The sequence below is a fragment of the Pseudomonas grandcourensis genome, assembly GCF_039909015.1.
Classification (GTDB): Bacteria; Pseudomonadota; Gammaproteobacteria; order Pseudomonadales; family Pseudomonadaceae; genus Aquipseudomonas; species Aquipseudomonas grandcourensis.
Genome location: NZ_CP150919.1, coordinates 4,490,354 through 4,512,933 on the forward strand (window position 1 = coordinate 4,490,354; position 22,580 = coordinate 4,512,933).

Here is a 22,580-nt window from a genome sequence, read left to right on the forward strand (position 1 = left end):
ACTTGATGCAGAAAGTCGAAGCGTTAGCGCTCAGGAGGAATCGGTTGCGCGCCTGATCTCATAGTTCCAATGCCGACCCATCGACAGACGAAGTCGTTCCACCACGTCGTTTCGCGATCAGCGTGTCCAACCAATCGCTGCGCATTTGCGGTACGGATTCGAGTAATTTTGAGGTGTATGGATGGCGCGTATTTGAGTCGAAAACCTCAGCGATAGGTCCACTGTCAACAGCTTTGCCTTTCTGCATCACGACAACCCTGTCACCCAATCGGCGGGCGGCATCAATATCGTGGGTAATAAATAGAATGGCGATCCCGGTTTCCCGTTGTACCTCACGCAGAAGCTCCAGCGTATGGGCCGCGACTATAGGATCTAGTGCAGCCGTCACCTCGTCGCAAATCAAAAGGTCAGGCTGGGCTGCAAGCGCGCGGGCAATGCAAACACGCTGTTTTTGCCCCCCCGACAATTGTGCTGGGAGTCGGTCTGCGCAATCGGCTGGCAAATACACGCGCTCCAGAAGCTGCATTACTTGCAGGCATGCTTGCTGATGAGAAACACCAAAATAGAAGCTCAGTGGCCGAGCAAGAATATCGCGTATTTTTTGCTGCGGATTGAGAGCCGTATCGGGAATCTGATGCACCATCTGGATGCGACGCAATTCATCACGGCTGCGCCGCAAGGCAAAGGGTGCAAGCGGTTCGTTACACAGATGGATAGAGCCCGCTGTCGGTGCCAGTTGGCCAACAATTGACTTGGCCAGTGTACTTTTACCACTGCCAGACTCGCCCACGACCACCAGGGTTTCTCCCGGCGCGATCGATAGGCTGACGTTATCCAACACTCGCATACGACCGTAGCTCACACTCAGATCGTTCACCACCAGCGTCACGTCATCCGCTCTGGGCGTACCGATAGTCGTCATGTGAGGTCTCATCTGTACGCTGACCAATTCGCGTGTGTACGGTGCCTGCGGTGCATGGAGGATTTTTTCCGCTGCTCCCGTCTCTTCTACGCGCCCCTTTCTCATGACCATGATGCGATCTGCGGTCTGCGCGACCACGGACAAGTCATGAGTAATGTGAAGCGCCGCAGTACCACGCTCACGGATCAACTTGCGCAACGTTTCCAGAACTTCTACCTGAGTAGTAACGTCCAGTGCCGTTGTCGGTTCGTCCAGAACCAGGATATCCGGCTCTCCTGCCATCGTCATCGCTGCCATTGCTCGTTGAAGTTGGCCGCCAGACACCTCATGGGGATATCGGTCGCCGAATGTGTTCGGAGAAGGAAGATCAATGGTCCGGAACAGCTCAATGGCTCGGCGCCGTGCCTCTTGGCGGGAGCATAGCCCGTGCCGAACCGGTACATCGCACACTTGATCCATGATTGGCCGTGATGGATTGAAAGCGGCCGTCGCACTCTGCGCGTAATAGGCAATCCGACGACCACGCAACTTCTGTCTTTGCTCGAGCGACAAGGCAAACAGATCCATGCCGTCGAAAAAAACATGTCCGCCAGCGATGTGACATCCGGGGCGCACGTAGCCCAAAGCGGTCAAGCCGAGCGTCGACTTACCAGCTCCGGACTCGCCAATAAGTCCGAGAACCTCACCAGGTCGTAGTTCCAGATTAATACCGTCGAGCAGCGTTACCTCTTCACCGCTATCTCGACGGGCAACGATGGACAGCTGTTCTATCCGCAGGATCGCGGGCTCTGAAAAACGGGAGCTCATTGTTCTTCTCCTACGGCAGGGCTGTTGCGAGAGATCAGCCAATCAGCAATCAAGTTGACGCCAATCGTCAGAAGCGCGATGGCAATTGCGGGAATTAACGGAGCTATCACGCCATAGGTAATGGCCTGCGCATTGTCACGCACCATACTGCCCCAATCCGCATTGGGTGGACGGATACCCAGCCCCAGGAAGCTCAATGCCGCGATGAACTGAAAGGCAAAACAAAAGCGCAGACCGAACTCCGCGATAATCGGCGGTAAAGAGTTGACCAACACTTCGCGCCGGATAATCCACCAAAGTCCCTCGCCTCGCAGCCTCGCTACCTGAACGAAATCCAGCGCGGCTACACCCATCGCGACAGAGCGTGTGATGCGAAACACGCGGGTTGATTCAAGAATGGCGATAGTGCCAATCAAAACCGGTATCGATGTGCCGAGCGCCGTCAGAATAATCAATGCGAGAACGAGTTGCGGCAACGACATGAGCAGATCAACCAAACGCGACAGAACCGCGTCGAGCCAGCCACCGGCAACGGCTGCCGCGATGCCAGAGGAAACACCAATCAGAAAGGAAATTGCAGTGATGGCAAGCGCTAATCCGATGGTTGTCCGTCCGCCATCGAGAAGGCGGGCCAACATATCTCGCCCAAGGTTATCGAGTCCGAGTGGATAAAACAGGCTGGGCGCATCCCACGTATCACCAACGATCTCATTGGGGCCATGACTCATGAACACTGGACCGAATGCGACGGCAAGGATGATGAATAGGGTGATGCCCATTCCCGCAAACGCGCGCGTTGGCACATATTGATTGGCAATGATCATTTGAGCGCTCCGCGCAAACGAGGGTTAGTGATAATGACAAGTAGGTCGGCTAACAAATTGATGAGCACGTAGGTCGCGCCGAAGATAAGCCCGCAGGCCTGGACGGTGGGGATGTCGCGCTTGCCGACTGCATCCACCATGTACTGGCCGATACCCGGATAGACGAAGATGGTTTCTACAACGATCACCCCTACGATCAGATAAGCCAGGTTAAGCGCCACAACGCTGATGAGCGGCGCCATCGCGTTGGGTAGTGCCTGTCGCAGCACAATGCTGCTGCGCGGTTCGCCCTTGAGAATGGCCATTTCTATATAGGGTTGCGACATGACGGACAGCACGGCGGTGCGGGTCATGCGCATCGTATAAGCCCAGACCATGGGTGCGAGCGTGAACGCCGGCAAGATGACGACCGACAACCGCTGCGTCAGATCCATGTCGGGCAAAACCATGGATATTGCGGAAAACCATCCCAGTTGCGTCGAGAAGACCAGAATCAGCAGATAACCGAACAGGAACTCTGGAATAGAGATCGCCGCAAGAGCGCCGATGTTGAGGAATGATCCGACACGCCCCTGGCTTTTTATCGCCGAAACGATGCCCAGAACAACCGCTAGGGGGATGGAAATAATCGCCGCCACCGCCGCCAATAGCAGTGTGTTCTCTAACCGGAAACGGATCTGGTCAATGATTGGCGCGCCGTTGGCCAGTGACAGGCCAAAGTCCCCATGCAACGCGTTGGACAGCCAGCTGAAATAGCGCAGTAACGCAGGTTGGTCGAGCCCTAATGTTTGCCGAAAGGCTCTGAGCGCCTCTTCGGTTGCGTCACGGCCCAACACTGCCGAGGCAACATCGCCGGGCAGGATCTGCGTGCTGGCAAAAACGACGGCCGAAAGAGCCAGCAGCGTGAGCAGACCGAGGCAGAACCTGCGTCCCAGCAAAGAGAGAAGCTGCGAATGAGCTCTTGGCTGTTTACCGTTCTCGAAAGGCTTGTTCGTGCTGTGACACGCAGGCGGCAACGGGGCTTCGTCGGATCTTGTTTTTTTCACACCCGTGTTCCTCATTTGAAGATATTATTGGACTTGTAAACTTTAACGATATAAACATTGTTTCATTGCTCACGCAAGAACCTGATCGACCCAAGAACATCGGCCCATATGAAATCCAAGAACAAGAGGAACTGACGATGAACGACAAACGGCGTGTGGATGAGTATTTGGAAGGGATGACCCGGCGAGGCGTACTCAAAGGCGCCGCAGTGCTTGGCCTGGGCCTTGGCCTTAATCTCTCCCTGCCATTCGCCCGGGCTGCGGAGCCGAAAAAGGGCGGGACCTTCCGGCTAGGCATGATTGAAGGTGAAACCACCGATACCCTCGACCCGCGGCTGACAGGCACGACCTATGCTGCCCATGTGAGCCTGCAGCTTCGCAACTGTCTGGTGGAAATTGGGCCCGATATGACACTGGTGCCCGAGTTGGCCGAGAGTTTCGAGCCGCAGGACAAGGGCGCAAAATGGGCCTTCAAGCTGCGCAGTGGCGTGACGTTCCACAATGGCAAGGCGATGTCGCCTGTAGATGTTATCTATTCGATGAACCTGCACCGGGGGGAGACCTCAACGTCGGGTGCGAAATCGCTGTTAGCGCAAGTCAAAGAAATCGCCTCCGATGGCGATACCGTGACCTTCACATTGTTCGAGCCCAACGCCGATTTCCCATTCGTTCTGGCCGACTATCACCTCGTGATCGTTCCCGACGGTACGACCAACTTCAAGGACGGCATGGGTACCGGCGGCTATGTTCTGGAATCGTTCCAGCCCGGTGTGTTGACCCGCGTACGGCGCAATCCCGATTACTGGAAACCCAACCGGGCGCATTTCGAATTTGTGGAAACGATCTCTATTCCCGATTCGGTCGGTCGCAACAATGCCCTTCTGGGCGGAGCCGTGGATGCCATCATCCAGACCGATCCCAAGACGGCCAATCTGCTGGCCAGCCGACGCGGCTACCAACTCATCGAAACCAAAGGCACCCAGCATGTCACGCTGGCCATGCGAACGGATCTGGCGCCCTTTGACAATGTTGACCTACGTCTGGCACTCAAACACGGCATTGACCGCGAACAACTGGTCAAGACCCTGCTCAAGGGGCACGGTGTGGTTGGCAATGATCATCCGATAGCCTCAGTCAATCGCTACCATGCCGATCATCTGACCCAACGTAGCTACGACCCAGACAAGGCAAAGTTTCATCTCAAGCGCTCAGGCCTAAGCGATCTGAAACTGACACTCGACGCCTCCGATGCAATTTTGGCTTTTGGTGTCGACATGGCGGCCATCTTCCAGCAAAGCGCGGCAAAAGCGGGTATCAATTTCGACATCCACCGCAACCCCACCGATGGCTACTGGGACAGCGTCTGGCTCGCCAAACCTTGGTTCGAAGGCTTCTGGGCCGGGCGACCAACTGCTGACTGGATGTTCACGCAAGGCTACGCCGCCGATGCGCGCTGGAACGAAGCGAAATGGAAAAATCCACGCTTCAACCAATTGCTTGTGGCCGCACGTGGAGAACTGGATGAAGGCACGCGCGCGCAAATGTACGGGGAAATGCAGGCGCTCTGTTCCGATGACGGAGGTTCGATCATCCCATTTTTTACCAACACCCTTGATGCTGCCACCGACAAGGTGCAGTTCGGGCAATTGTCATCAAACCTCGCTGGCGACGGCGCTCGTTGCGCCGAACGCTGGTGGTTTGCCTGAAGAAACACTTGGCTCGCGCCAATGGCTGGAAAAAATAACAACAGTGAGGACGTAAAAAAATGACACACGCAACTCCGTTAGGGACTGCCATGCTGATCGATCTTGAACAATATCCGATCACTGACCTGAAAAGCCCTGCGGCCCAGGCGCTGATCGCTCGCTGTCGCGAAAGCCTGGCCGCCCGTGGTGCCGTTCGCCTGGACGGATTCGTTCGTGCGGAGGCGATTCAGGTAATGGCCGAAGAGGCCCGAAATTTAGCCGCGAACGCTCATCAGCAGAACGATGATTTCACAGCCTACATCGGCCAAACTCTTCCCGACAGTTTGCCGCCCCATCACCCCTGCCGTAATTTGCAGCGTACAGCTCAGGCTGCCGTTGCCTATGATTTGATCGGCGACAGCACCGCCGTTCGCAGCTTTTATGAATCAGAAGATCTCACGACCTTCATCGGTGCAGTGCTGAGCAAGGAACGTTTTTATCGCAGCGCAGATCCCCTGGCGGCCTGCAATCTGGCTTACATCGGCGAAGGGCAGGAGCTTGGATGGCATTTCGATAGTTCTGAGTCTTCCGTAACACTGCAGATCCAGGCACCTCGTGAAGGCGGCGTATTCGAGTTCGTTCCGAATATTCGCACCGACACACAGGAGAATTTCGATGAGGTCGGTGCTGTTCTCATCGGCGGCGACAAGAATGTCGTGCGCTCTCCTTGCCAAGCTGGCACGCTTTCAATTTTTCGTGGGCATCACGCATTGCATCGTGTCACACCGGTTTTTGGAGAAACCCCAAGGGTTACCGCCGTTCTCACCTATGCAGAAGTACCGGATTTTCGGGTGAGTGACTATTCGCGAAAACTTTTCTACGGTCGTCTTGCTTGACCGAGAAGTGCCGAGCAATTATTTCCAGCAACAGTAAGGGCACCGCTTTGACTGAAAACCCGAGATCTCCCCCAACGTTGAACGATGTAGCGGCCCTGGCGGGGGTTTCCGCTCAGACAGTTTCCAATTATCTGACTGGACGTAACAAGCCGCGTAGCGCAAATCTTCAGCGCTTGGAGGCTGCGATCAAGGAGTTGGGTTACCGACCAAGCGCGGCTGCCCGTGCTTTGCGCCTCAAGCGATCCAATACGATCGCGTTGCTTTTGGAGGACGGCGCCGACAGCGCCGTCGAAAAGGCTCGGCAAAACTGGGAGCCTCTGCACGCCATGTTCCTTTACGGCGCGACGATGAAGGCCCGCGAGTTGGGCTATCGCATCACCATTGTTCTGACAGAGCAAGGGACGACCGAAGCCGAGGCGCAGCGATTGGTGCGTGAAGGCATGACAGATGCCTTGATCTGCAGTACCGAGGCCATGCCGGATGCACAACTGCGTCGACTGCAGAAGCTTGCCAGGACCGAAAACGTTCCCATCGCCATGCTGCAGGAATACCGTGTACATCCCGATATCTGTACCGTGGCTGCGGAAGATGAACATGGTGCGACGATGGTAGCAGAGCATTTTGCCGCCCTCGGTCACAAACGTGTTGCAGTCATGATCGTGCTCCCACTCTGGCCTGGCCCGATCCGGCGCCGCGACGGGTTCGAAATCGCAGCTCGCCGTCTAGGGCTTGAAGTGCAGGTATGGGAGTGTGAGCGCTACGATGCCGAGACGATCCGCACGTACGCGGCTAACCGCCTACAGCGTGAAGACAGCCCCACCGCGGTATTTGCAGTCAACGACATCATTGCGATCAACGTGATGAAGCAAGCAATCGATATGGGGCTAGAGGTCGGTCGGGATATCTCTGTTGTGGGCTTTAACGATCTTGATATCGCCTCGCAGGTCACGCCGCCTCTAACAACAATACGCACCCCGGCAGCCACAATGGGAGCGCGCGCTGTAGAGGTGCTGACCAATGCTCTTGGCGGACAACCACTTCCTCAAAGCACTACCTTGCCTGTCGAGTTCATCATTCGTGGTAGCTCCGGTCCCCCAATTAGACTTCAAGATTAAAAGCCGCTCCCCATCCCCGGAGGGGCATACCCTAGCCGCTGACTTCAAAAAATTAGGCTTCTGAGCGTGGGCTACGGCATTCGCTCAGAGTGGGCCGTTGGTGGTTGCGCCTAAATTCAGGCGAGTTGAAAACCCGACTTTTTCAACAGAATCGGCCGTTAACTGCCTCTCGCGAAAGACGACTTTGGCTCGTTTTCTTGACTATTGGGCTGGCAGCAGCGTCAGCGTGCCTTTGGTATTGGCCGCAACTTCCGACTCTTCGAAGTGCTGCGGCAGGTAGCCACCCTGGATATAGGTTTGCGCCTGATCTGCATAATGTCGATCGAACAGTACACCGCTCTGACCGACCGGATTGATGCCGAGGCTATGCGCCGGGTCGGCAAAGTCGATCAGGCGGCGGGTCGACGGGCCATAGACTACTTGCCAGGGTGCCGGGCCTACACGGGCTGAGAGGTTGTTCGGCGTCTCGTGACCACCAGGGGCGGCGAAGGGGCCAACGTTGAACAGCTTACCCAGCAGCTTTTGCTGGCCGAGCGGGTGACCATGGGTGAGAGTATGGGCCTTACCCCAACTCCAACTGGCCGGGTCATTACCCAGAGTTTGTTTGAGATGTGCGATGCTGGCCTGCCAGGCCTCTTTGACGATATCGGCGCGGCTTTCTATTGTCGGCGTGCTGAGGTTATCCCACCAGAGCGAGTCTGCCTCTGCTGCCAACCGTGGCAAGGCGACGTCAAGCACGCGGGTCGACAGCAGGTTGTCGAAGAAGGCATCACCGAGTTCGTCGTGCATGGCGCAAAAGGTCAGTTGGTACACTAGTTGGTTGAACAACGTGGCGCTGGTCGAGTCGAGTGAGTGGTCGCCTTTCCAGGCCGCCAACTGTTCGAGCAGCGCGCGCTCTTCCGGTGCCGTCACTACCTCACGCAACAACGTCAGCAGCGGCGCGAGCAAGCGTGGACCGTAGCCAGTGGCGGTGTCGAGTTGCAGCGCCTGACTGTTGTCCAGATTCCACTTCACCGAGTTGTCGGCCAACTGTTGGTCGAGACGCTGGCCTCGGTCCGGCAAATTGTAGTAGCCGGGAATTTCCATAGCCGTCGGCGAAACTGGCTGGAAATTGGCGGAGACAATATAGCCACGTGCCGGGTTCTCTTCCTGCGGGTTGTCACTGAATGGATAGAAGCCGTTCTTGTTCGCCTCGGCGGTGCTGCCGTCGAGAATGAAATTCGGGTTCGCCCCGGCCGGGCGTTTGGGCAGTTGCGCGGCCGCCCACCAGCCGATATCCCCTTTGGCATTCGCCCAGACTAAGTTGAGGCCAGGGGCCTGGATTTTCGCTGCGGCGCTGCGCATCTTCGCCAGACTATCGGCGCGATTGATTTGGTAAAAACCGTCGAGCAGCGGGTTCTGGGTTTCGAGGAAGGCCCACCACATAGCAATCGGGGTATTGCCGCCGCTGACGCCAAGGGCGTCGTTGATGATCGGACCGTGGGGCGACTGGCGTAGGGTTAGTTTGACTGGGGCCTCGCCTTTAACGCGGATTTCCTGCTCGGTGGTTTTCAGGTCGACCCACTGGCCATTAAACCAGACCTGATTGGCGTTGGCGGGGTTGACTTTCTCGGCGATCAGATCGAGGTCATCGTTCTGGAACATAGTCATGCTCCAGCCGAAATCCAGGTTATGCCCGAGCGAGGCAAAGGGATTGAGCGCCTGATGGTGACCGTACAGCTCGAAGCCCGGCGCAGACAACTGCGCCTCGTACCAAACCGCTGGGACGGCGAAACGAATATGCGGGTCGCCAGCCAGCAGAGGCTTGCCGCTTTGGCTGCGATTTCCGGCGATGACCCAGGCATTGCTGCCCTCGAACTGCGGGAGGCCAGCCTCGACCAACGCCTGCTGGCTGATCCGGGCGATAGCGTTGAGGTCCTTCCAGTCGCTGGTCGCCAGGTTGACTTGACCGACGACGCCTTGTGGGTGCCAGTCGAGATCAAACACTTTCAGATAGTTGGCGCCCAGTTTATCGCGCACATAGGTCAATACCGGTTCGGTGCGAAAAGCCGCGGCAAAGCTGTAGGCCATGTAACCCACTACGCTGACGCTGTCTTCCGCGGTGAAGGGACGCGACTCAATCCCCAACAGGTCAAACTCTACAGGTTTGGCGTGACTGGCCTGGTATTGGTTGATGCCATCCAGATAGGCCTCCAGGGCTCGCCAGGAAGATGACTGCTTGTCGATCCCGGTTACGTATGCGTCGGCATGCTCGCGGATGCGCAAAGTGCGGAACAGCCGATCAGTCTCGAGCAACTTGGGCCCGAGCACTTCCGCCAGTTCGCCACGCGCCAGACGGCGGAGCATTTCCATCTGGAACAGGCGATCTTGAGCATGTACATAGCCCTGCGCACGGTACATATCGGTTTCGTTCTGAGCCTTGATATGTGGTACGCCGCGTTCGTCGTAACGCACGTTGACCGCCTTCTGAAGATTCGCGATCTGCGCTTGACCGTCTCGGACCGGCTGCTTGCTGTGGACATACCAGGTCCCGCCGGCAGCCACAGCAGTAATCACCACTGCGAGTACAGTTAGGGTGCGTTTCATCGAGTTTTCCTTATTCTTATTGAGCGTGGGCATGCGCAGCAATTGAAAGCGCCCTGCATTCTGCGCAGCCTGGCGCACTGCAACATTGACCGGACACTCGAATCTTGGAAGTATTCGGTCAATAACGGAGTAATCAATGAACTTAGAACAGGCCAGTCACAGCCCTGCGGCGCTGACCCACTCCCCGACCTTGCGACGCTTGTTGTACGAGGCACTGGCCAGCTTGCAACTGGACCCCACCGTCACCTACCGCCGCGCTTACCAAGGTGTGCCGCTGCCTCCTCTCTTGTTAAGCGAGCGGCAGGAGCACGACAACGCGCCATTGTTCTGGCAGGCACTGGCCGGACTGACGGGGGATGTGGACATTGGCCTGCACTTGGGCGAAGTGATGAAGCCACGGCCGCTGGATGTAGTGGGCTACCTTCTGCTCGCCAGTCGAGACATGCGTGAGGCGGTACTGTGCTTTGTGCGCTATCAGCACATTCTCTCTGGCGGTTTTGCTGCGCGCCTGGAGGACGATGGCGAATCTGTACGCCTAGTGCTGGACCTGAACTATCGCGGATATGGCTCGCTACGCCAGCAGATGGAATGCCTGGCGCTGGTACTGATCAAGATGCTCGGCAGCGTCAGCGACGGTGAGTTTGCGCTGCTGGGCATCGACTTCCGCCATCCGGCGCCCAGACGGCTCAGTGAGCATCAGCGCTTGTTCGGTCTGACTCCACGCTTCGGGCAAGCACATGACGCGTTGATCTTCCCGCGCGTGCTGCTCGCGCGGCCGTCGCGTAGTGCCAATCCTCGAATGTTTACCTTGCTCAGTCAGCAGGCGGAACTGGAGTTGGCGGAGTTATCGGAGAACCAACTGTTCAACCGGGTACGCTATTGGCTGACAGGTAATCTTGGGCAACAGGGCTGTAATTTGAAAGCCTGCGCCGTGGCGCTGGATTTGAGCGGCAGCGCCTTGCAGCGTAGCTTGGCAACCCAGGGCAGCAGCTTCCGCGCCTTGCATGAGGAAGTGCGTCGACTGCGCGCGCTGGAACTACTGGATACGGGCCAGGCGATCCGCGAAGTGGCTCGCGCCTGCGGCTTTGCCGAGCTGTCACCGTTCTATCGGGCATTCCGTCGTTGGTTTGGTTGTACCCCACAGGCCTATCGGGTCCGTTGCACAATAGTTGAAGGCTGAAGAACCAAGTTGATGCTGGGCTTGACCGCTAGTGTAAGTGTACGGGGAAGGTTCTTATCTGTAATTGTTCATGAGTAGCGCCAACTTTAGTCGGCACCACCCAATGCTCTTCCTGGCGCTGATGAGGCGATGAACTCTTCCATACTCATAAGAACAATATCCATGCTCTCAACCCGCCTCCGCCCATGCCTGCTGTGCTTAATACTGAAATTTTTGTCGCCTCGTGTGCTGATCCCCTTCAGTTGGACCTCCCACCGGTGCTGTCCTGCTTGAATACCAAACTGATGGAGGCTGCGAATTTTCGACCGCATCCGAACTGTTTGCCATCGCCTATTTCGACAGCTAGCAGGCCGGCAGTGATCTGGCTGACGCCGGGCATACTCAGAGGATGACTGCCCATATCATCGTCAACCAGTTGGCCAGCCATCTCTTTAGCCAACTGCGTGATTTACTTATCCAGATAAGCAAACAGCCAGGTGCTCATGCTTGTAAACGAGCGACAGTTCAGCGCCTGGAAATCCCGAATGTATTGAATCGGGAGTTCGTTGTCCCAGCGTCGACACGTTGGCCAGTTGCATGCGCATGTTTGGCACCAGACTGATTTGCTCCTGACCGACGCCAATCGTGACCTGCAAGCCGTCAAATATGTCTTGCTTGGCAGCGATGGCAATGGCCATCAGGCCCGACGCGCACTGGCGGTTGATCGTCTGCCCGCTTACCGACGTGGGCAAGCCTGACGCCAAGGCCGACAGACGCGCCGGGTTGATTGCCGCAGTGCCGCTCTGCATGGCCGTACCCAGCACCAGATCTTCGATCTAGACCCGGCTCAATGCCAGCACGCTCGACTGCTGCTCGAATAGCAATGGCCGTCATACTGGGCGTCTTGAGGTCATTGAATGCGCCACGCATTGCCTTGGCGATCGGCGTGCGCGCGGTGGAAACAATCACAGCGTCTTTCACGGTTCAAGTTCCTTGTTTTTAGAAGGCAAGCACTCGCTGACCAGCTCACTCAGTGCCAGGCGCAGACGTTCGGGAATCGGCGCCGGGCGACGTTGAAGACGGTCAACAAACACATGCACGAAACGCCCGGTCGCACAGGCCAATGCCTGGCCTTCACGGAATACCGCGAGCTGATAATGCACTGAGCTGTTACCCAATCTGCTCACCGCCAGCGCCACCTCGATGAGCTCCGGGAACGCGATCGGCATGTGGTAATCGCAACCGGAGCTCACCACCAGGCCGATAACCGGACCATCATGAATATCCAGTCCGCCGTGCTCGATCAGCACGCGGTTCACGGCGCTGTCGAAGAAACCGTAAAAGACCACATTGTTGACGTGTCCATACACGTCGTTGTCGTGCCAACGGGTGGTGATTATAGTGAAGTGCCGATAGCTGACGCGCTGCCTGAGGTCGGTCATCAGTAAGCCGCTTCATAGATGGCCAACGCGTCGCCCTCAGTGAGTGCGCGCGGGTTGTTTACGAGCAGGCGCTGCTGTTGCATCGCGTCGCTGGCCAATTGAGCAAGGCTTTCCCCGGGAACCTCGACATCACGCAGCCTTGTCGGCAAGTCGCAACGAGATCCCAATTGCGCCAACTCATGGACGAACTGTTCGGCGTGACTCTGCTGATCACCTGCCTGCAACCTTTCTCCCAGCAACGGCTGCGCGAGTTCGGCGTAGTCCGCCATCGCTACCGGCAGGTTGAAGCGCAGCACATGAGGCAGCACCAGCGAATTCGCCAGCCCATGAGGAATGTGAAAATGCCCGCCCAGCGGGTACGCCAGCGCATGCACCGCCGCCACCGGTGCGTTGGCAAATGCCTGGCCGGCCAGGCAGGCACCCAGCAACATCGCCTGGCGCGCGGCCAGGTTACTGCCGTTGTACACGGCCTGGTCGAGGTTGGCGGCCAAAAGCCGTAACGCCTCTCGCGCCAAGAGGCTGGACAGCGGATTGCGCTTGAGCTTGCTGGTGTAGGCCTCGATCGCGTGCACTATGGCATCAATACCCGTCGCCGCCGTCACGGCTGGCGGCAGGCCTAACGTACAGACGGCGTCGAGTACGGCGAGATCCGGCAGCAACAACGGCGAGACGACGCCCATCTTGGTGGTGTCACCGGTGGTGACGATCGCGATCGGTGTCACCTCCGAGCCGGTCCCGGCAGTCGTCGGCACCTGAATCAGCGGCAAGCGCTGGCCCTTTGCTTTGTCGACGCCATACAACTCGGTGATCGGTTGGTCGCACTGCGGATGCGCCAGCAGCGCGACCAGTTTGGCCACGTCCATCGAACTGCCACCACCGAAGCCGACGATCAGGTCGGCACCGATATGCCGTGCCCGTTCCACGGCGGCGAGCACGCAGGCCTCGCTCGGATCCACCGTCACGTCACTGAAGATCGCCACGGCAACTTTTGCGAGGGTGAAACCAGGCAACACATCGTCGAGCATGCCCAGGCGAGCAATACCCGGGTCGGTGACTATCAATACACGGCGCGCACCGCGTTCACTGCACAGATTGGCAAGGCGCGGCGCGGCGCCGGTTTCGCAGAGAATCTGCGCGGTAGTGGCAAAGCTGAAAGACTGCATGTCAGCGACTCCTGATTTTTGTAATACGTCTGCAATCAGCAACTGAAGTCGCTCGCGGGCATCGCCATCAAACAGTTCGCGCCACCCAACAATGCTTCCCGGTGTGCGCTTGCACGGGGTAATACGCGCCGCCAGTAGAAGTCAGCGGTCTGCAGCTTGGCTTGATAGAAAGCGCTTTCACCGGTGCCGTTAGTCAGGGTTTCACCCGCTCGAACCGCTGCCTGCAGCCAGAGCCCGGCCAGCAGGACGTAAGCCGAATACGCGAGGAACTCCACAGAGACCGCGCCGATTTCCTGCGGGTCCCGCTGGCAGGCCTCGATGATGGTCTTACCCAATGCGCGCCATTCCTCGAGGCGCTGACTGACTGCACCCGCCATTACCTGCAGCCGGGGTTGATGGCCAGCAGCTTCGACGTGCTGAGCCAGCTCATCGACCAACGCGTGCAATTCGGCACCGCCATCGCCCATCAGCTTGCGCCGGACCAAGTCCAGCGCCTGGATACCGTTGGTACCTTCATAGAGCTGGGTGATGCGACTGTCACGCATCAACTGTTCCATACCCCAATCGCGGATGTAGCCATGCCCGCCATAGAGTTGCACGCCCAGGCTGGCGACCTCCTGGCCGACATCGGTGAAGAACCCTTTGACGATCGGGATCAGTAACGCAGCGCGGCGCATGGCTGTGCGACGGTCCTCGGGATCTGGAGCACCGTGCTCGAGATCGAGTTGCCGTGCGATGTAGGTGCCCAGCATCCGGCAGCCTTCGGTGAGGGATTTCTGCGTCAGCAGCATGCGGCGCACATCCGGATGGACAATGATGGGGTCGGCGACTTTTTCCGGCGCCACGGCACCGGCCAGCGAGCGTGACTGCAGGCGTTCACGGGCGTACGCCAGGCCGCCCTGGAAAGCGGCTTCAGCGATCCCCAATCCCTGCAACCCGACCTGGAATCGCGCATCGTTCATCATGGTGAACATGCAGGACAGGCCCTGGTTTGGCTCACCGACCAGCCAGCCCTGGGCACCGTCGAAATTCATGACGCAGGTCGATGCGCCCTTGATGCCCATCTTGTGTTCCAGCGCGCCACAGCTGAGCTCGTTGCGTCGGCCATCGCTGAGGATTTTGGGCACCAGGAACAGGCTGATGCCTTTCACGCCGGCCGGGGCATCGGGCAAGCGTGCCAGCACCAGATGAATGATGTTGTCGGTCAGGTCGTGCTCGCCGCCGCTGATGAAAATCTTGCTGCCGGTGATGAGATAGCTGCCGTCGGCGTGAGGCTGCGCGCGGGTGCGCAGCAACGCCAGGTCGGTGCCGGCCTGAGGCTCGGTAAGGCACATGGTGCCGGTCCATTCGCCACTGACCATCTTGCCCAGCCAGGTTTGCCTGAGCGCTTCGCTGCCATGGCGGTGCACCGCCAGGACCGCGCCTTCGGTCAGCCCTGAATAGATTCGAAACGACAATGACGCCGCCATCAACATCTCGTGGACACAGGCCGACGCCATTTGCGGCAACCCTTGCCCCCCGTAGGCCATCGGCCCGGTCATGCTCGCCCAACCGTTGTCGACGTATTGACGATAGGCCTGGCGAAAGCCATCCGGCGTGCTGACTTCAGTGCCGAGCAATTGGCAGCCTTGCTCGTCGCTGTTGCGGTTGAGCGGGGCTATCACCTCTGCGGTGAAGCGCCCCGCCTCTTCCAGGATGCCGTCAAGGGTGTCGCGGTCCAGGTCCAGACCCAGGTGTTGGCAGTGCCCGGCGACATCGAACATTTCATGCAATACGAAGCGCATATCGCGCAGCGGTGCCTGGTAGTTCATACGCGGCCCTCCACGACATCGGCAAAACGTTTGCCGCTGGCCATCAATCGGGGGATCAGTCGGGCGGGATGCCAATGCTCGCCGAAAAGACCTTGCAGACGTTCCAGTCGAGTTAGCAGGGAATACATGCCCTGCTCATCCGCCCAGCGCATCGGTCCTCCGCTTTCAACCGGAAAGCCATAACCGTTGAGCCAAACCTGATCGATGTCATGGCTGTTGGCCGCAATGCCTTCTTCGAGGATTTTCGCGCCCTCATTGACCAGTGCCAAAAGGCAGCGATCCAGGATTTCCAATGGGTCGATCTCGCGGCGGCGGTAGCCCAGCCCCTGAGACACCTTGAGCACCAATTCGTCCACCAGTGGGTCATGCTCGGCCTGCCGACTGCCGGGAGCATAGCGGTAGTATCCCGCACCGGTTTTCTGACCCAAGCGCCCGAGCTCGCACAAGGCGTTGTCGACTTGCACCAAGGGGGCGTCCATGCCCTCCCCGGCCAGTTGACGCGCGCGCCACTCCAGATCGATGCCGACCACGTCATACATGCGGAACGGGCCCATGGCGAAACCAAATTGCTGCAGCACCTCGTCCACCTGTTGGGGCAATGCGCCCTCCAGGAGTAATTTTCGCGCCTCGGCCACATAGCTGCGCAGCATGCGATTGCCGATGAAACCGGGGCAGTTGCCCGCCACCACCGCTACTTTGCCGGTTCGCCGGGCGAGGCTGCGAGCCACTTCGAGCACTTGGCTGTCGGTGTCCTTGCCACGAACGATCTCCAACAGCTTCATGATGTGGGCAGGGCTGAAGTAATGCAGACCCAACACCTGTCGTGGACGCCCGGTGACTGTCGCAATGGCGTCGATATCCAGCGCCGAGGTGTTGCTGGCCAGAATCGCCGTTGGCTTGAGGTGCACGTCCAGCGCGCGGAAGATTTCCTGCTTGAGCTCCAGGCTTTCGTACACCGCTTCGATCACCAGGTCCGCCTCGGCCAGCGCCGCGTAACTTTGCACCGGGCGTACTCGCTGGAGATTGGCGTCCGCCTCCAACTGAATGATGCGGTGTTTACCCACCTGCTGCGACCAGGTTTGCTCAATCATGGCCAGGCCCGCGTTTTGTGTCTGGGTATTGCTCTCCAGCCACAGCACTGGCAACCCGGCGCTCGCCAGACTGATGACGATGCCCCGGCCCATGGTACCTGCGCCGATCACGGCGACCTGCTGGATATCGAAAGGGGTGCTCACGCGCGGTACTCCTGCATTGGGAAAAATGAACAGCCGTCACCCTAAGCAGGCTTCAAGTATTTTTGAAATTTCATTTTCATATGCCATATATTCTGATCATGAATATTTCAAACTTTGATCTGAACCTGCTGCGCGTGTTCGACATGTTGCTGCGTGAGCAGAATGTCTCGCGCGCGGCGCAACGCCTGGCGTTGACCCAACCCACGGTGAGCAACGCCTTGGCGCGCTTGCGCGATACGTTGGACGACCCCCTGCTTGTGCGCGTCGGTCGGCGCATGTGTCCGACCCCTCGAGCCCTAGCGCTGGAAGGGCCTATTCGCGCTGCCTTGCAACAAATCGAGCAAACACTGTCCACCGATGACGCGTTCGACCCACAGCGCAGCCGTCGTCAATTGAAGATTGCCCTGACCGACTTCGTTGAACAATTGTGCATGCCGTCCTTGCTGGCGAGCCTGAAAACTCAAGCGCCGCACCTACGCATTGATGTTGCTCACCTGACTCCCAACCTGCCCACCGAGGCGCTGGATAGGGGCGAACTGGACATGGTGCTGGGCCGTTTCGATCACGTACCGGCACGTTTCACCCGCCAGCTCTGGCGCAGTGAAACACTGCGAGTCGCAGTCTGTCAGGACCATCCGCGACTGAATGACGGCCTGGACCTGCAGCGCTTCCTGCAATTGCGCCACGTCTGGGTCCATGGTGGCCAGACCCGAGGCATGGTCGACCAATGGCTGGCGGAGCAGAACCTCGTGCGAGAGATCGTCTACACCACGCCCAATTATCTGCAAGCCGCGCATCTGGTGGCTGCGACCGAACTCTGTGTCGTGTTGCCGACGCAACTGGCACTGCAGTTCGCCCGGCTGCTGCCCCTGAAGCTGTATGAACTGCCATTCGCGCTGCCGCCCTTTGATCTGGAGCTGGTACGCCTGACGCATCGCCAGCACGACCCGGCGCTGACCTGGCTTGAGGCGCAGGTCCTGGCGATTCAACCGGGCTGAGCCACCCAATGCGGTGGCTGGCATTCCGCTATGGTATTGGCTACGGACCGAAGTGCTCCCTGCAGTGGATCGCCCAAACAATAACAAGGACTGCCCGGCAGCCATGTAGATCAAACAGGTACGTGCCAAGCTCCTTTTCCAACAATCGAATTTTCCGGCTAAAGGAAGGGCTTTTTCAGTCCACTCTCGCCCTTAGTTCAAGCCGGGCCTCTTGGCCTGGTGCCAGCACTAGACTGTCCTCCAAACATCTCGCAGCCTCGACGCAAAGGAATTCCCTTCCTTCGACCCTACTTACATCACTGAGCGGCATGCTCCCCGGATGCCAAACTACAGTATTCATATTGCTGGCCCCATCAATACGCAAGCGACGTTGCCAAACCGGGTCGCTGAGGTGCATCACTGCGCCTTGTCGGTAAGCTCGATGATGCTCATTCACTATTCTGATGGTTCCCTTCTGGGTAAACGCGTCCTGTGTGAACAGGTCATGCACCTGAGCACCATCAAGGCCATCCAGGGTGACTTCCAGAACATCCGCTACACGCCAGTACGCATGCAAGGCATGGCTCAGAAGACAGGGCTCCGAGTCACGGTGGCTAGTGATGAGTTGCAGATGGAGTTCATCACCCAATACTGCCTTCAGTTCCACTCGCCAATCGTGCAGTTCCAGACACCAATGCAGCTGGACCCCCTGACTGTCTGCTTGTTTTTTGATTAATTGCCAGTCGGTGAGCCGGGCCCAACCATGATGGGGCAAACCACGTTCTACAGGGTGGCGACCAAACCAAGGCCAACAGACTGGTACGCCCCCCCGAATTGCCCCAACTTTAGGCCAGCGTGTGGCACACCATAGCAGCGACCGTTCTCCACGCGGACGGAAATGCAAAAGCTGCCCACCCGTTCGGCTGAACACTGCTTCGCAACGCGGATGCTGAATCAGAAGAAGCTCGCGCCCCTGGTGCTCTGTCCAGCGAAAAAGTTGATGGTTGTTTGATCGCAGTAGTCGGATCAAAGCGTTTTCCCAATCGCACTCAAGCGATGGACCTGTAGGATGAGCGAGACTCACGATAAACTTCCCGCCACATTCACAATGGATACAACCCGCTCATTAAGCACGACTTCTCCCCGTAATTTCTTGCCAAAGCAGCCGCCAAACCTGCATTACTGGATATGACGTGTTGGCGCTGATCGACAATACGCCCATACATTTAAGTAGCTCGATAACACTGCTGAATCACGTCTTTTAAACGACAACCGCACGCTTGCCATGCTTCTTTGAGACAAAAAGACGCTGATTGAACAAAACCACATAGACTTGCACATCATTGTTCTTAATCAGTAACAGCGCGCAGTTCCACGTCAGTTTCGATAGTTTCGGATGATTAAGCGCATCGCCAGACAGATCAGGATCTACCTTTTCAAGCCCCAAAATGGGCACCGTAGGCTACACGCTTGGTATCAGCGATTACCGCTGGTTCGCAGTGCACTCGGCGTGAACTGCTTGCGGTTGAAATCAAGATCAAACTGGTAGGCGTTCTTCTGTTCATTGTAGAGAGCGTTTACCGCATAACGTCCGGACTGCACGTCGTAATGGGTCTCAGCATTAAACAATGGCATCTGCTGGTCATAGAAGAAGCTGGTATGCCCCTCGGAAACGCGCCACAAATTGCCACGACTGTCATACGCATCCGCTTCAGCGGCCTGCCAGCTGTCCTCATCGATGTACAGATCGCGCCGCGAGTAGACATGTCGCTGCCCCGGCTTGAGCGTGGCGGTTACGTGCCAGACTCGGTGCAACTCGTAACGGGTGTGTTCGGGGTTCAAATGACCCGGCTTAATGATGTCGTCATAGCGCAGCTTGGGTGAGCCCAACTGATAGGCATTGTAGGGAATGTACAATTCCTTTTTACCCATCAGCTTCCAGTCGAAGCGGTCAGGGGCGCCGTTGAACATGTCGAAATCATCCGTGGTCCGCATACCTTCGGCACCTGGGCTGTCGTAGGCAACCTGAGGGGCACGCCGTACGCGACGCTGATCAGCGTAATACTGCCAGGCCATTCGCGGCTCCTCGACCTGATTGATCGTCTCATGCACCAATCCTACATTGCCGGCCAGACGCACCGGGGACAGGACCTCCTGACGAAAGAAGTAGAGAATGTTTGCCATCTCACCCGGACTGTAATCGGACAACCCTTGCGGATAGGCCAGTTGCTGCTCGATCAGGCTCGGTGTAAAGCTGCCGTCGACCTGCGGCGATGCTTGCACCACCAGACGCTGAAAGGACTGCCCACGGTAGCGGCCAATATGGTTCCAGACAACCTCCAGACCGTTCTGCGGAATAACGAAGGGCAGTCCGCTGCTGCGATAATTCTGCAAGGCATCGCCATTGTTCTCCAAGTGGGTATCGACTGCATTCAGGCGGGTGCTGTCCAGGTACTTCTGCGGCAGGCTGACCGAACGGCGGCTTGGGTAAACCGGGATGCGATAGCTGTTTGGGTAGCGCTTGAACAAAGCCAACTGCCCAGGAGTCAGCCTGTCTTTATACTGCTCGACGTTCTGCGCTGTGATGATGAGCAGTGGCTTGTCGGCGGCATAGGGATCCGGAAGAAAACCATTGGCGTCGCGCCGACTGACATCCTTGGGTAAACCGCCGGTCCAGGGCGGAATAGTGCCATCGGCATTACCGGTACGCTCGGCGCCGATGGGCGTAAGGTCCTTGTCGAGCCGGCTGATCTGATCGGCCGGCACCGCTGCCAGCGTCTGGGTGACGAGCAGGCTCAAGCCCAGGCCAATGGCCTGAGTCAGTTGGGTACAACTGATCATCAGGGGCTCCTTATCAGGTGTTTAGACGCTGGCACCACGGTTTGAGATTTGATTCACAGCATTGAGATACAGTTCGAACTTCCGAAGCCATTGCTGAATGTGCACCTGGCGCATCGGAATACTGATGAGAACAGAGTTCAAAGTACTAAACCTACACAGCAACTAAGGGACTAAACGGCACCTATTAGTTCCCTTCATTATCTCTGATGGCAAACCACATTATTGAGTACCAATTACTACTTCAAAACCGAATTCAACCATATAAAAAACAGCTGAATTCGGTAGACCCCTCACTTGCTATCGCTGCGAACGTGTGTCATCTGCATCTGGAAAATAAATCCGCCCCTCTTGCTCCGCCTTTAGCTTGGCCGGGGTATCTGCAAGTTGGTCGTTGAATCGGTCCAAGCGGTTAGGTTCAACCAGCCACTGATCGGGAAACGGTGCCGCACCCGGGCCTTCACGATGACGCCGCACCGCACCTCTTGAGTATCTCTCAGTGAACGGCACTACGTGCTTGCCATCGGCATTGGCCATTTGTTCGAACAATGCCTTGCGTAGAGCAGTCTTGGTTTCCAGATAACGTGGTTCATCGATCAGATTGTGCATCTCACGCGGATCACTTTCCAAATCGTAGAGTTCCTCGATATCCCATACACCCTGGTACTGGATGTACTTCATTTGATCGCGCTGGATCGCAAAAGTGGTTGGTGTCATCGGATAGGTCCATTCCCAGTAGTACTCGTAGACAAAGTCCGGGACTTTCCAGTCCCCAACCGGTAGCCGGCCACTAGCTACCTCCAGTACACTTTGTCCTTCAAACTGAGGAGGCGCCTCAATACCAGCGACATCCAGGAGCGTCGGGGCAATATCCAGGTTACGCACCCTGACGGGATTGGTAACTCCCGCAGGAATCAGCCCCGGCGCATACACCACCAGTGGTACCTTTATCGAACCCTCATAAGCATTACGTTTGTCAATCAAACCATGGTCACCGATCAAGTAACCGTTATCACTATAGAACACCACCATAGTGTTCTTTTCGAGGTTATTCTTCCTTAAGTACTCCATAATCCGACCTACACTATCATCCACGGGGGATAACGTGGCGTAGTAATCTTTCAAGTAATCCGTCATCTTCACATTCGAGTGATAGAAAAAGTCCAGACCGTGCCAACTGTTACGCTGGTTCTGCACCCACATCGGTTTGCCGATCTTATTCTCCGGTGTATCGGCTGCGCTATCCGGCAGTTTAAAAGTGGCATTTTTATATTGCCCCTTATAACGCTCCGGCGGCTTCGGAAAGTTATGCACTGCTTTATGGCTAAGATAGAGAAAGAACGGCTTTGAAGTATCGCGCTCTTTCTCCAACCAATTCATCGCATAGTCGGTAAGTTCGTCCGTGATATAGCCCTTCTGAGGAACCAGCTTGCCATCGACATTGAGCGTGTGCACGACCCCACTCTTCATCGCTGCAGGCGACAGGAAGTCAGTCGGGAAATAGTTCCCCTGCCCCTTGAAACTCACCCACTTATCAAAACCTGGGCGCGGCTCGTCGGTTTCCGCCCCCATGTGCCACTTACCGATTAAGGCCGTCTGATATCCCGCCTGCTGCAAGTAACGTGGAAAGAAGGTCAGACCTTCCTCTGATGAATTATTGTTGTCGATCACTCCATGAGTCCGCGCCGTTTGCCCTGTCAAAATCGTCGCGCGGCTCGGAGAGCAAAGCGCCGAAGTGACCACAGCATTGGGAAAATAAGCCCCTCCCTTGGCTAGTTGATCGATGTTGGGAGTCTGCAACTCTGACTGCAAGAAACCCATACCATCAAAACGCAAATCGTCGACCAGAATAAAGACCATATTGCGCGGTGGAGATTTTTTATCTGTTTCCCTTGCCAAGGTCATTGGACTGACACTAAGCATCGTAGCGAAAGCAGCGATAGCTACCCCCAGCAAATGTTTCCGCGGTTTCATGTTTTTTCCTTCTTCCGCCGTAACAACGTATTAGCAATCGAATGGGTTGCGATGCTGACCCAGATAACTACTTGTGTTCGTGCCTCCAGCCGACTCACCG

The 22,580-nt window shown here is 57.1% G+C and carries 16 protein-coding genes and 2 pseudogenes; 5 read left to right on the forward strand and 13 right to left on the reverse strand.

What is annotated here, in order from left to right; all coding sequences use genetic code 11:
- Nucleotides 1–58: 58 nt before the first annotated feature.
- The 3 genes from AABM52_RS20040 to AABM52_RS20050 are packed head-to-tail and all read right to left on the reverse strand — an operon-like array spanning nucleotide 59 to nucleotide 3,599.
- Nucleotides 59–1,729 (reverse strand): ABC transporter ATP-binding protein, encoded by a 1,671-nt coding sequence (locus AABM52_RS20040; RefSeq protein ID WP_347907534.1) that lies wholly within the window; start codon nucleotides 1,727–1,729, stop codon nucleotides 59–61.
- The gene (locus tag AABM52_RS20045) at nucleotides 1,726–2,553 is read right to left on the reverse strand and encodes an ABC transporter permease (protein WP_347907536.1); all 828 of its coding nucleotides are present in this window, start codon (nucleotides 2,551–2,553) and stop codon (nucleotides 1,726–1,728) included. Before AABM52_RS20045 ends, AABM52_RS20040 begins: the two co-directional genes overlap by 4 nt.
- Nucleotides 2,550–3,599, reverse strand: coding sequence for an ABC transporter permease (locus tag AABM52_RS20050; RefSeq protein WP_347907537.1), 1,050 nt, complete (start codon nucleotides 3,597–3,599; stop codon nucleotides 2,550–2,552). Before AABM52_RS20050 ends, AABM52_RS20045 begins: the two co-directional genes overlap by 4 nt.
- Before the next feature lie 137 nt (nucleotides 3,600–3,736).
- On the opposite strand from AABM52_RS20050, the gene AABM52_RS20055 reads away from it, so the two are divergent.
- The 3 genes from AABM52_RS20055 (at nucleotide 3,737) to AABM52_RS20065 (ending at nucleotide 7,295) form a co-directional block, all read left to right on the forward strand.
- Nucleotides 3,737–5,305 carry an ABC transporter substrate-binding protein gene (locus AABM52_RS20055; RefSeq protein ID WP_347907538.1) on the forward strand — a complete coding sequence of 523 codons (1,569 nt, stop codon included), beginning with the start codon at nucleotides 3,737–3,739 and terminating at the stop codon, nucleotides 5,303–5,305.
- Nucleotides 5,306–5,394: 89 nt separating this feature from the next.
- A complete protein-coding gene (locus AABM52_RS20060) occupies nucleotides 5,395–6,180 on the forward strand; it encodes a hypothetical protein (protein WP_347907539.1) in 786 nt (261 codons plus the stop codon).
- Nucleotides 6,177–7,295 carry a LacI family DNA-binding transcriptional regulator gene (locus AABM52_RS20065; protein WP_347907540.1) on the forward strand — a complete coding sequence of 373 codons (1,119 nt, stop codon included), beginning with the start codon at nucleotides 6,177–6,179 and terminating at the stop codon, nucleotides 7,293–7,295. The genes AABM52_RS20060 and AABM52_RS20065 overlap by 4 nt, the downstream gene beginning before the upstream one ends.
- A gap of 201 nt (nucleotides 7,296–7,496) precedes the next feature.
- Here the strand turns inward: AABM52_RS20065 and AABM52_RS20070 are convergent, their stop codons facing one another.
- A complete protein-coding gene (locus AABM52_RS20070) occupies nucleotides 7,497–9,881 on the reverse strand; it encodes a penicillin acylase family protein (RefSeq protein ID WP_347907541.1) in 2,385 nt (794 codons plus the stop codon).
- A 136-nt stretch (nucleotides 9,882–10,017) separates the two neighbouring features.
- Between AABM52_RS20070 and AABM52_RS20075 the strand changes: the two genes are divergently transcribed.
- On the forward strand, nucleotides 10,018–11,061 hold the full coding sequence (locus tag AABM52_RS20075) for an AraC family transcriptional regulator (protein WP_347907542.1): 1,044 nt from the start codon (nucleotides 10,018–10,020) through the stop codon (nucleotides 11,059–11,061).
- A gap of 212 nt (nucleotides 11,062–11,273) precedes the next feature.
- Here AABM52_RS20075 and AABM52_RS20080 read toward each other — a convergent pair.
- The 6 genes and pseudogenes from AABM52_RS20080 to AABM52_RS20105 form a co-directional block, all read right to left on the reverse strand.
- Nucleotides 11,274–11,530: pseudogene (locus AABM52_RS20080) on the reverse strand (transposase); the annotation flags it as partial.
- A 94-nt stretch (nucleotides 11,531–11,624) separates the two neighbouring features.
- Nucleotides 11,625–12,021, reverse strand: a pseudogene (locus AABM52_RS20085) (acetyl-CoA C-acyltransferase); the annotation flags it as partial.
- Nucleotides 12,018–12,482, reverse strand: a complete 465-nt coding sequence (locus tag AABM52_RS20090) for a thioesterase family protein (RefSeq protein WP_347907543.1) — start codon at nucleotides 12,480–12,482, stop codon at nucleotides 12,018–12,020. The pseudogene AABM52_RS20085 and the gene AABM52_RS20090, both read right to left, overlap by 4 nt.
- Nucleotides 12,482–13,645, reverse strand: a complete 1,164-nt coding sequence (locus AABM52_RS20095; protein ID WP_347907544.1) for an iron-containing alcohol dehydrogenase — start codon at nucleotides 13,643–13,645, stop codon at nucleotides 12,482–12,484. The genes AABM52_RS20090 and AABM52_RS20095 overlap by 1 nt, the downstream gene beginning before the upstream one ends.
- Nucleotides 13,646–13,680: 35 nt before the next feature.
- A complete protein-coding gene (locus AABM52_RS20100; RefSeq protein WP_347907545.1) occupies nucleotides 13,681–15,456 on the reverse strand; it encodes an acyl-CoA dehydrogenase C-terminal domain-containing protein in 1,776 nt (591 codons plus the stop codon).
- Nucleotides 15,453–16,691: a 3-hydroxyacyl-CoA dehydrogenase NAD-binding domain-containing protein gene (locus AABM52_RS20105; RefSeq protein ID WP_347907546.1), complete on the reverse strand. Its 1,239-nt coding sequence runs from the start codon at nucleotides 16,689–16,691 to the stop codon at nucleotides 15,453–15,455. The genes AABM52_RS20100 and AABM52_RS20105 overlap by 4 nt, the downstream gene beginning before the upstream one ends.
- An 80-nt stretch (nucleotides 16,692–16,771) precedes the next feature.
- Here AABM52_RS20105 and AABM52_RS20110 point away from each other — a divergent pair, with 80 nt between their 5' ends.
- The gene (locus AABM52_RS20110) at nucleotides 16,772–17,689 is read left to right on the forward strand and encodes a LysR family transcriptional regulator (RefSeq protein ID WP_347907548.1); all 918 of its coding nucleotides are present in this window, start codon (nucleotides 16,772–16,774) and stop codon (nucleotides 17,687–17,689) included.
- 175 nt (nucleotides 17,690–17,864) lie between these two features.
- On the opposite strand, the gene AABM52_RS20115 is transcribed toward AABM52_RS20110, so the two are convergent.
- From AABM52_RS20115 to AABM52_RS20125, 3 genes are all read right to left on the reverse strand, one after another.
- Entirely contained in the window at nucleotides 17,865–18,752 is an 888-nt protein-coding gene (locus tag AABM52_RS20115; RefSeq protein ID WP_347907550.1) for a D-hexose-6-phosphate mutarotase, read from the reverse strand.
- 392 nt (nucleotides 18,753–19,144) lie between these two features.
- Complete coding sequence (locus AABM52_RS20120) at nucleotides 19,145–20,509, reverse strand: DUF1329 domain-containing protein (protein ID WP_347907552.1); 1,365 nt, start codon at nucleotides 20,507–20,509, stop codon at nucleotides 19,145–19,147.
- 297 nt (nucleotides 20,510–20,806) lie between these two features.
- Nucleotides 20,807–22,480: a sulfatase gene (locus AABM52_RS20125; RefSeq protein ID WP_347907554.1), complete on the reverse strand. Its 1,674-nt coding sequence runs from the start codon at nucleotides 22,478–22,480 to the stop codon at nucleotides 20,807–20,809.
- Between the last annotated feature and the right edge of the window lie 100 nt (nucleotides 22,481–22,580).